Here is an 8,844-nt window from a genome sequence, read left to right on the forward strand (position 1 = left end):
ACATAATTTTCCCAATAAGGGTGTGCAAAAGTATATATTTTTTTTCAAAGAGAAAAATATTTCGCGAATTTTTCCCTTAGGCAAAAGCTCTCCTCATCATCAATTATAGAAGAAAAATCCATACTAAGCAGTACTTAGTATGGATTTTATCCTGCTCAAAAAATTATTTTAATATCCAAATAATTCTTCAAGACTAAGGGTTTGTACTTTACCTATTTTTTGAAGCTCTTCCTTAGATACTTTTTTATCCGAAGCGAGAACGACATAAGTATAAGGCTTCTGAGAGAAGTATTTCTCGTGGAAACTCTGGACATCTCTCATCGTAATTTTATCTACATTCTGATAAACCTGCTTCCTGATATCCTCTTTAAGACCTAAATTCTGAGCCGCAAGATAATTATAAATAATACCATCTTGAGTTATCCTCTCTGTCTGTATATCTTTCTTCACTTGGTTTTTAGCCAAATCAAGGCTACCAGAGAGTACAGGGAGGGTATTCAGCAAATCATTCATCGCAGAGACCGCTTCTTTAAACTTATCCGCTTGTGAGCCTACATAAGCCTGCATATAGTATTTATCATTCTTTTTAGATGGAGATACATAGACTCCATAAGTACTATACGCTAATGCTTTACTCTCTCGGATAGTCTGGAAAACAATGGAGCCCATCCCATTACCAAAGTAATTATTAAAGACTCTTACTAGCGTTGTTTCCTGAGGATTATACGGTGTAGTATTTCTTAACCAGCGGGTTTCTGCCTGTACCATTTCATAATTGGTAAAGAGTACTCGGTTTTCTTTCTGCTCGGTTTGAGTAAAAGTTACAGCCTGTGGTACAGTACATTTCTTATAGCCTTTCGGGCTGTTATAGCCAAAGATATGATGCTCTTTTGCGAGCTTATCCTCTACTTCTTTTAAGGATGCAGGACCGTAATAAATAATGGTTTGCTCGGCATCTCTCAGACTGCATAGAGAAGATTTCAAATCTTTACTTGTAAGGGCATCCAGCTGAGCATTGGTAAAGGTATGGTTAAATTTATTCTTAGCGCCATAAAGAGCATAGTTTGTAAGAGCTCCCATTATAGTACTTTTATTCGCTTTGGCATCGGTTCTTGATTTATGGAGCCTTGCTTTTAATGCCTTCAATGCCTCTTCATTAGGTTGTGCATTTGCTACTAAATCTTCGTAGAGTTTTACGGCTTTATCAAAGTTCTCCTGCAAGCCTTCAATGGTTACGGTAGTATATTCTTCACCGGAAGAAATACTGAAACTTGAGGCAATCTTATAGAATTCTTTGGAGATTTCTTCGGCGGATTTTTTATCCGTTCCCAGATAATGAAGATATTGAGTAGCCAAAGGTACTTTCAGGTCATTAAACTTTGATATTTTATATCTGTATCTCAGTCTGAAAAGCTGATTCTCCTTATTCTGAACATAGAGTACCTCTGCATCTCCGAGTTTTGACTTTTGCAGATCTTTGTCATAGTCCAAAAACACTGGCTGAGAAGGAATGCTCGGTATTTTCTCCACTGCTTTTACAAAGTCAGATTGTTTATCGGCATTTGTTTCCACAGGAGTAATGGTTGGCTTCTCTATCTTTTGAAGGTCGGTACGCGCTCCTTTTTTCTTCAATATTGCCACATAGTTATCCCCGAGGTATTTATTAGCAAAGGCTACTACATCCGATTTTTTAACCTTAGAGAGGTCATCCAGATAGGCTACTCTATCTTTCCAGTCCTGCTCATCTGTAAAGGCTTGCATTAGAATATTCGCTCTGGTGTTATAAGACTCTGTTTCTTGTATGATATCCTTCTTCATATTATTTGCTATGGAAGGAATCAGGTCATCATCAAAATTTCCTTTTTTAAGGTTTTCAATCTCGCTTAGGATAAGGTCTTTTACTTCTTGGAGAGATTGCCCTTTGGTAGGTGCTCCTGAAAGGTAAAGCACACCGTGGTCTATAAGTGTAAAGGTAAATGCCCCTGCCCTTAGGAGTTTTTGCTTTTTCACGAGGTTAAGGTCTAAAAGCCCTGCCTTGCCATTGGTTAAAATATCTCCTACAAGGTTTGCGAGTATTACATCTTTGTCTTTATTGCCTGGCAATCTAAACCCTATGGTTACGCTCTCTGCATCTGGGCCTACGATTTCTTTTACTACAGGAGAAGTTATCGGTGTTTCCTGCTCGAAGGTATATTTAGGTACCTTCTTCGCCTTCATATAGGAAAAGTCCTTATCTATTTTCTTAATCACTTCATCAGGGTTAAAGTCCCCTGAAAGCACGATTGCCATATTATTAGGCACATAATACTTATGGAAATACTTCCTGATTTCTACTAATGAAGGATTTTTCAGGTGCTCCACAGTACCTATAGTAGTCTGCAAGCCATAGTTATGCTTCTTGAACAAGTTTTCAAAAAGGGTTTCAAAGACCAAAGAGCCGTCGCTATCCAATGAGCGGTTTTTCTCTTCATATACGGCTTCCAGCTCGGTGTGGAATATCCTTAGAATAGGATTTCTAAAACGCTCAGACTGTACTGCGAGGTATTTATCCAGAGAGCCAGCAGGAATATCATCCGTATAAACCGTCTTCTCAAAAGAGGTAAAGGCATTGGTATTCTGCGCACCCATTGCAGACATCATCTTGTCGTATTCATTTGCAATGGCGTATTTACTCGCCACCCCAGAGACAGAATCTATCTGTTTATAGATTTCTTTTCTCTTCTTTTCATCTTTGGTTTTGTTATATTTCTCGTAGAGAACATCTATTTTATCGAGCTCTTTTTTCTCTTTCTTCCAGTCGAGAGAGCCGTATTTATCTGTCCCCTTAAAGAGCATATACTCCAAATAATGTGCGAGCCCCGTATTGGTCTTAGGGTCGGTTTTACTTCCTGCCTTTACGGCTACATAGCACTGTATCCTCGGCTCTTTATTGGTTGGGCTAAGGATTACGGTAAGACCATTTTTCAGTGTGTAGAAGCGGGCATTAGTCGGGTCATTGGTTACATACTTATAGGTATAACCACCACTTTGCGCTTCTTTCCACTGGTAGGACTGCCCATAGGCGTTGAACGACAATACAGCAGCCAAAAACAATGTGGATAAACTTCGTTTTATCATAGTTTCAAAAATTTGAATAATTAGACTTTATTATATAGTAAATGTTACAATCTCTTTGCTTAAAATTTTCTATTAGCTAAAGAATAGATACGCCAGCACAACCGAAGTAATGATGCCCACTAAATCTGCTAACAGCATTGCCGTTACCGTATATCGGGTGTTTTTAATGCCAATAGCTCCGAAATACACCGCTATTACATAGAATGTAGTATCTGAGCTCCCTTGTAGCACTGCCGAGAGCCTCCCTTGGAAACTATCCGCCCCAAATGCCGACATCGTATCAATCATCATTCCTCTTGCACCAGAGCCAGAGAGAGGTTTTATGAGCGCTGTGGGCAGCCCATCTACGAATCTCGCATCAAGGTTGGCTACGCCAGCCAGCCACTTCATCCCCTCTATCACCACATCAAATACTCCTGAAGTTCGGAGCATAGAAATCGCAATAAGCATCCCCACCAAATACGGAATAATCTTTACGCAAGTAGTAAATCCCTCCTTTGCTCCTTCTATAAAGGCATCAAAAATATTGATTCGCTTATAGATTCCTCCAAGTACAATGGCGAGGAAAATCAGCAAAATCAATCCATTGCTCAGTACTTTACTGAAAGTATCCAGCTCATCCTTGCTCAGATGTACCAGATACATTACCAGTAGAGCAATAATCACCGAAATACCTCCGATATACGCCAGCACAACGGGCTGAAGCAAATTGAGCCTTTGATAGAGAGACACAATAATCATCGCTGCCAGAGTAGCAGAAAAAGTCGCAATCATACACGGAAGGAAGATGTCTGTAGGCGTTACCGAGCCCATAGATGCGCGAATGGCGATAATCGATACGGGGATGAGCGTCATCCCCCCTGCGTGCAAGCACAAGAACATTATCTGAGAATTGCTCGCCTTGTCTTTATTCGGATTAATACTTTGCAGGCTTTCCATTGCTTTCAGCCCAAAAGGTGTTGCAGCATTATCCAGCCCCAGAAGGTTTGCCGAGAAATTCATCAGCATATGCCCAAAAGCAGGGTGGTTCTTAGGTACTTCAGGAAAGAGACGGGAGAAGAACGGCTGTATCATCCGCGAGAGGAGATTGATGCCTCCCGCTTTCTCAGCGATGGACATAAAGCCCATAAAGAGCGTCATAATCCCGATAAGCCCTATACAGATATTCACTGCCGTTTGGCTCGTACCAATCACCCCATCGGTTTCCTGTATTCTGTATATTTTCACGGTTTCATCGGTTGGATTGTATCGGTAGTGGATTTTCCCATCCGAAAAGTCCTGGCTATCCTTAAACTTTTCCTTTGCATCAAATGGTAAATCCGCTACGAGCTTCTGTGCTATCTGCACTGTATCTCCACTTTTACCGACCACCATATCATTATAAATCGTCTGATAATTGCCCGAAAGCATATACTTAAAACTCGCCACCACTACTGCTATAATGATAAACGCACTCCAAATCCTGCTTAAAACCATTTGCTAAATTTTGGCTAAAAGTAAGAAAAAATTTAAACACTGGCGGATGGCAGTAGGCTATAAGCAGTAGGCAGTAAGCTACTGGCGATTGGCTTTTAGCTGCTTGCTAATAGCTATAAGCCAACTGCCATAAGCTAACAGCCAGTTGCCGCTTACTGCTCCCCCTCACACGAGAATGTGAGAGACACTCACACGGGAATGTGAGACACACCGTAGCCGGTGAGGCTCGTTAGCACGAGGGGCTCTTACCCCAAACTAACCGCCCACAGCTAGTAGCTAAAAACCAGCCGCCAATTGCCACCTACTGCCTAAAAAACATCTTTGTAAATCATTGATTTCCAAAACCCACAGAGAAGGCAAAAAAACTGACTGCCTTTTTTTGGAGGCGGACTGCGTTTTTTTAAAAATGGGACTTTCATCTCTAAAAAAGCCAGTTGCTGATAACTGGCAACTGGCTTTTAACTAATAGCTATTAGCAATATATGTTCTATTCTTCTCCTTTCATCTTCTCGGCGTTTTCTGCCATTATTACAGCATCGAGCATCTCTTGGATATCACCATTCATATAGGAATCGAGGTTGTAGATAGATTTATTGATTCTATGGTCTGTAACCCTCCCCTGCGGATAGTTATAGGTTTTAATCTTTGCAGAGCGGTCTCCCGTAGAGACCATTGTCTTCCTCTGTGCAGCAATGTCTCCTACCACTTCTTGGAGCTTTATATCGTAGAGTTTTGCGCGGAGCATTTCCATTGCGAGCTCACGGTTGGCAAGTTGAGAGCGTGCCTGCTGGCAAACCACCACAATACCCGATGGCTTATGAGTAAGCTGTACTTTGGTTTCCACTTTATTTACATTCTGCCCACCAGCACCTCCAGAACGGGAAGTTTGCATCTCTATATCTGCGGGGTTTATTTCTACATCTACTTCTTCTGCTTCGGGGAGTACAGCTACGGTAATTGCCGAAGTATGCACACGCCCTTGGGACTCGGTTTCGGGTACTCTTTGCACCCTGTGAACGCCGGATTCAAACTTCATAATGCCATACACACCATCTCCCTCTACTTTCATTATAAGCTCTTTATAGCCTTTTGATGCTTCATTAGAATCCGTAATCTCGTGCTTCCAGCCTTTTTGTTTAAAGTACATTGCATACATTCGGTAGATATCTTCCACGAAGATTGCAGCCTCATCTCCCCCCGTACCTGCACGCAATTCTACGATCACATTCTTATCATCAGCAGGGTCTTTGGGGATGAGGAGATATTTAAGGTCTTCTTCAAACTGGGGGATTTTAGCCAAAGCCTCTTGCTTCTCCATCTTTGCTAAATCTACCAAATCTTTATCTGAACCATCGGCGATAATCTCATCAGATTCAGAAATAGTGTCAAGTGCTTGCTTGTACTCATCATATACGCGTACGATTTTCCCCAAATCACTGTACTCTTTATTGAGCTGAGAGTATTTCTTCTGGTCGGATATTACATCGGGCTGAATGATGAGATCTGCGACTTCATTATATCGTTGCTTGATAGCTTCTAACTTTGGAATTAATGACTTTGACATCTTTAAAATTTTTCGCGGGCAAAGATACTGATAATTGGCAGAATTAAAAACCGCTATAAGCTCTGCTTTATGGTACTCAGGAGACCCTCCAAGCCATTGAGTTTAATCTCATAAACCGTTGCCAGTTGCATACCGAGCTTGCCTTTGGGGAAGCCTCCATTCCTGAGAAACCATTCAAGGTAAGAGATGGGCAAATCCGCAAGAATATGCCCCTTATACTTCCCAAAGGGCATTTTCACTTTACAAATTTCCTTTAAAATACTGGGGTCTATACCTGTATTCATCTCTATTGATTATTTATCTCTCCCTCCTTGGGGCTTGAAATTGGCTCATCATCACCACTAAGAAATTCATCTTTATAAATCTGAATAAGAAGCACCGTAATAGAGACCATAATAGGTCCAAAGACCAAGCCCATAAAGCCAAAGAGGTTCATTCCCATTATAATTCCAAAAACAGTATTAAGCGGATGGATATCTTCCAACTTTTTCAGGAGGGTAAATCTGAGAACATTATCGGTAAGCCCTACCACTACAAGGCAGTAAAGTGCCAGCAGCACTCCCCCTGTGCTATCTCCCTGTGCTACCATAAAAATCGAAACAGGAATATAGACTATAGCACCTCCCACAATGGGAATCATAGAAGCAATAGCCGTAAGACCAAAGAGAAACATAGGGCTCGGTGCTCCAAAAATAAAGTAACCGATAAGTGCAACAATACCCTGTCCCAAAGCCACTACAGGAATACCTACAGCATTGGCAATAACGAGCTTTCTGAACTTCTGCCCAATAAGGTCTGTATTTGCTCTTTTAAAAGGAATGGCTGTCATCAGTGCATGCTCAAACTGACGAGCATTTGCAAACATAAAGTAAAGGATGAAGTACATAGACGAAACAATGGTAACCATATTCACCGTAGTGCTTACAATCTCAGTAGAAAGCTGTGCTGCCAAGCTCTGGATTTTTGTGATATTATCCTTGCTAAGAACATCTACCCCCGTTTGGGAATAGATATATTCCTGTATTTTATTGAGGAAATCGCTTAACTGCTCCAGATACTGTTGAGAATTAATAATCCGCACAATCAAGGAATCCGCAAAGAAGTACACGGGTATTATGAGCACCACAAGGCTCAGAAACAGAATAAATAATGATGCCCACATCGGTTTCCACTGCCTCTTTCTCTGTAAGTAGAAATTAAAATCTCTGCACATTATGTAGAGTGTAGCTGCTCCAAGTACAGAGGGGATGAACATAGACAGGTTAGAACATATCAGGTAGCTTAGTGTCAATATAATTGCCAATAAAGCTACCTGTTTTATTACTGTTGAGCTAATTTGTCTCTCGTTATTCAGCATAGAAAATAGGAATTTTTTTTGTCTTAGAAAGATACCTCATTTGTCTCTTTTCCTTTTAAGAAATTCATCGTTTTTTGTTGCCCTTTGTATGCGATATTCACAACATTAAACTGTTTAGGATAGACATCAAGGAGAATGGTATTTTTTATCTTGATACTACTCATATCGCTCACGCCTCCTGCTTCAAAATATACCCATAGGGTTTCTCCATTTACTTGGCTACCTGTAAAAGTTAGGCTTTTCGCTACTCCATTTACACTCACCGTAAAAGTTCTGCCTACATATTTCTCTGCTTCAGAGCCAAAATTCGGTGCATTGATCTGTACTTTTATCGCATTGGAGATATGCTCGGCATTCATTTTAGTAGTAAATTTCAAAGTCTTACTACCTTCTACATAATCTACCTTAGTCATAGAAGAGAAGAAATCCGCCGGCATAAAACTCATCATAATGAGTACAAAAATACCTCCGAGAATATATAATACTTTTTTCATCTCAAAAATTTTAATATTATTTAACAGCAAATGTACTATTCTCAAATGATATGCCAATTAAAAATTCACATTCACAGTGTATTTATCATAAAAATCCTTAATATGAGCTACAACTTCATCTGCTGAATCTACTACTCTATAAATTGAAAGGTCTTCTTCTTTTATCATCCCCTGAGCTACTAATGTATCCTTAAACCAGTCTAACAAACCACTCCAAAATTCCGAACCCACAAGTATAATAGGAAATTTCCCAATCTTATGCGTTTGAATCAAAGTAATAGCCTCCGAAAGCTCATCTAATGTACCAAAGCCCCCTGGCATTACAATAAATGCCTGAGAATATTTTACAAACATCACCTTTCTTATAAAGAAATAATTGAAATCTATAGAGTAATTCTTATCTATATACGGATTAAAATGCTGCTCAAATGGCAATTCTATATTTAATCCGATAGATTTCCCTCCCATATTATGCGCCCCTCGGTTACCAGCTTCCATTATACCAGGACCACCTCCTGTTATAATACCAAAGCCAAGCTCACGGGTAATTTTTTCAGCAATTTCCTCTGCCATATTGTAGTATTTAGTCCCCTCCTTCAGCCTTGCAGAGCCAAAAATAGAAACACAAGGACCAATCTTGGTAAGGGTTTCATAGCCTTCCACAAATTCAGACATTATTCTAAAAACCATCCAGCTATCTTTGGTAACGGTCTCATCCCAAGTCTTCTCTCGGAAGCTGTTCTTCACCTTTTGATCCAGTTCATCTTCCCTCACTTTTTGGTTTATATAACCTTTTCCTCGTTTAATCTTTTCCATCTTTTTCTTATTAAGAATAA

General features: G+C 40.1%; 7 protein-coding genes. All 7 read right to left on the minus strand.

All coding sequences use genetic code 11. From position 1 onward, the window contains the following. Positions 1–168: 168 nt before the first annotated feature. The 7 genes from D8991_RS08225 to D8991_RS08255 all read right to left on the minus strand — a co-directional run bounded on the left by D8991_RS08225 (position 169) and on the right by D8991_RS08255 (position 8,824). On the minus strand, positions 169–3,117 hold the full coding sequence (locus D8991_RS08225; protein ID WP_120489642.1) for a M16 family metallopeptidase: 2,949 nt from the start codon (positions 3,115–3,117) through the stop codon (positions 169–171). 72 nt (positions 3,118–3,189) lie between these two features. Continuing rightward, positions 3,190–4,593: a nucleoside recognition domain-containing protein gene (locus D8991_RS08230; RefSeq protein WP_120489643.1), complete on the minus strand. Its 1,404-nt coding sequence runs from the start codon at positions 4,591–4,593 to the stop codon at positions 3,190–3,192. 487 nt (positions 4,594–5,080) lie between these two features. After that, entirely contained in the window at positions 5,081–6,157 is a 1,077-nt protein-coding gene (prfA, locus tag D8991_RS08235; RefSeq protein WP_120489644.1) for a peptide chain release factor 1, read from the minus strand. Positions 6,158–6,210: 53 nt separating this feature from the next. Then, complete coding sequence (locus D8991_RS08240; protein WP_120489747.1) at positions 6,211–6,429, minus strand: DUF3820 family protein; 219 nt, start codon at positions 6,427–6,429, stop codon at positions 6,211–6,213. Positions 6,430–6,443: 14 nt separating this feature from the next. After that, complete coding sequence (locus D8991_RS08245) at positions 6,444–7,514, minus strand: AI-2E family transporter (RefSeq protein ID WP_120489645.1); 1,071 nt, start codon at positions 7,512–7,514, stop codon at positions 6,444–6,446. Positions 7,515–7,537: 23 nt separating this feature from the next. Continuing rightward, on the minus strand, positions 7,538–8,008 hold the full coding sequence (locus D8991_RS08250) for a DUF6702 family protein (protein ID WP_120489646.1): 471 nt from the start codon (positions 8,006–8,008) through the stop codon (positions 7,538–7,540). 57 nt (positions 8,009–8,065) lie between these two features. Next, on the minus strand, positions 8,066–8,824 hold the full coding sequence (locus D8991_RS08255) for an LOG family protein (protein WP_120489647.1): 759 nt from the start codon (positions 8,822–8,824) through the stop codon (positions 8,066–8,068). Positions 8,825–8,844 lie beyond the last annotated feature (20 nt).

It is taken from the genome of Bergeyella cardium (genome assembly GCF_003614945.1).
Taxonomy (GTDB): domain Bacteria; phylum Bacteroidota; class Bacteroidia; order Flavobacteriales; family Weeksellaceae; genus Bergeyella_A; species Bergeyella_A cardium.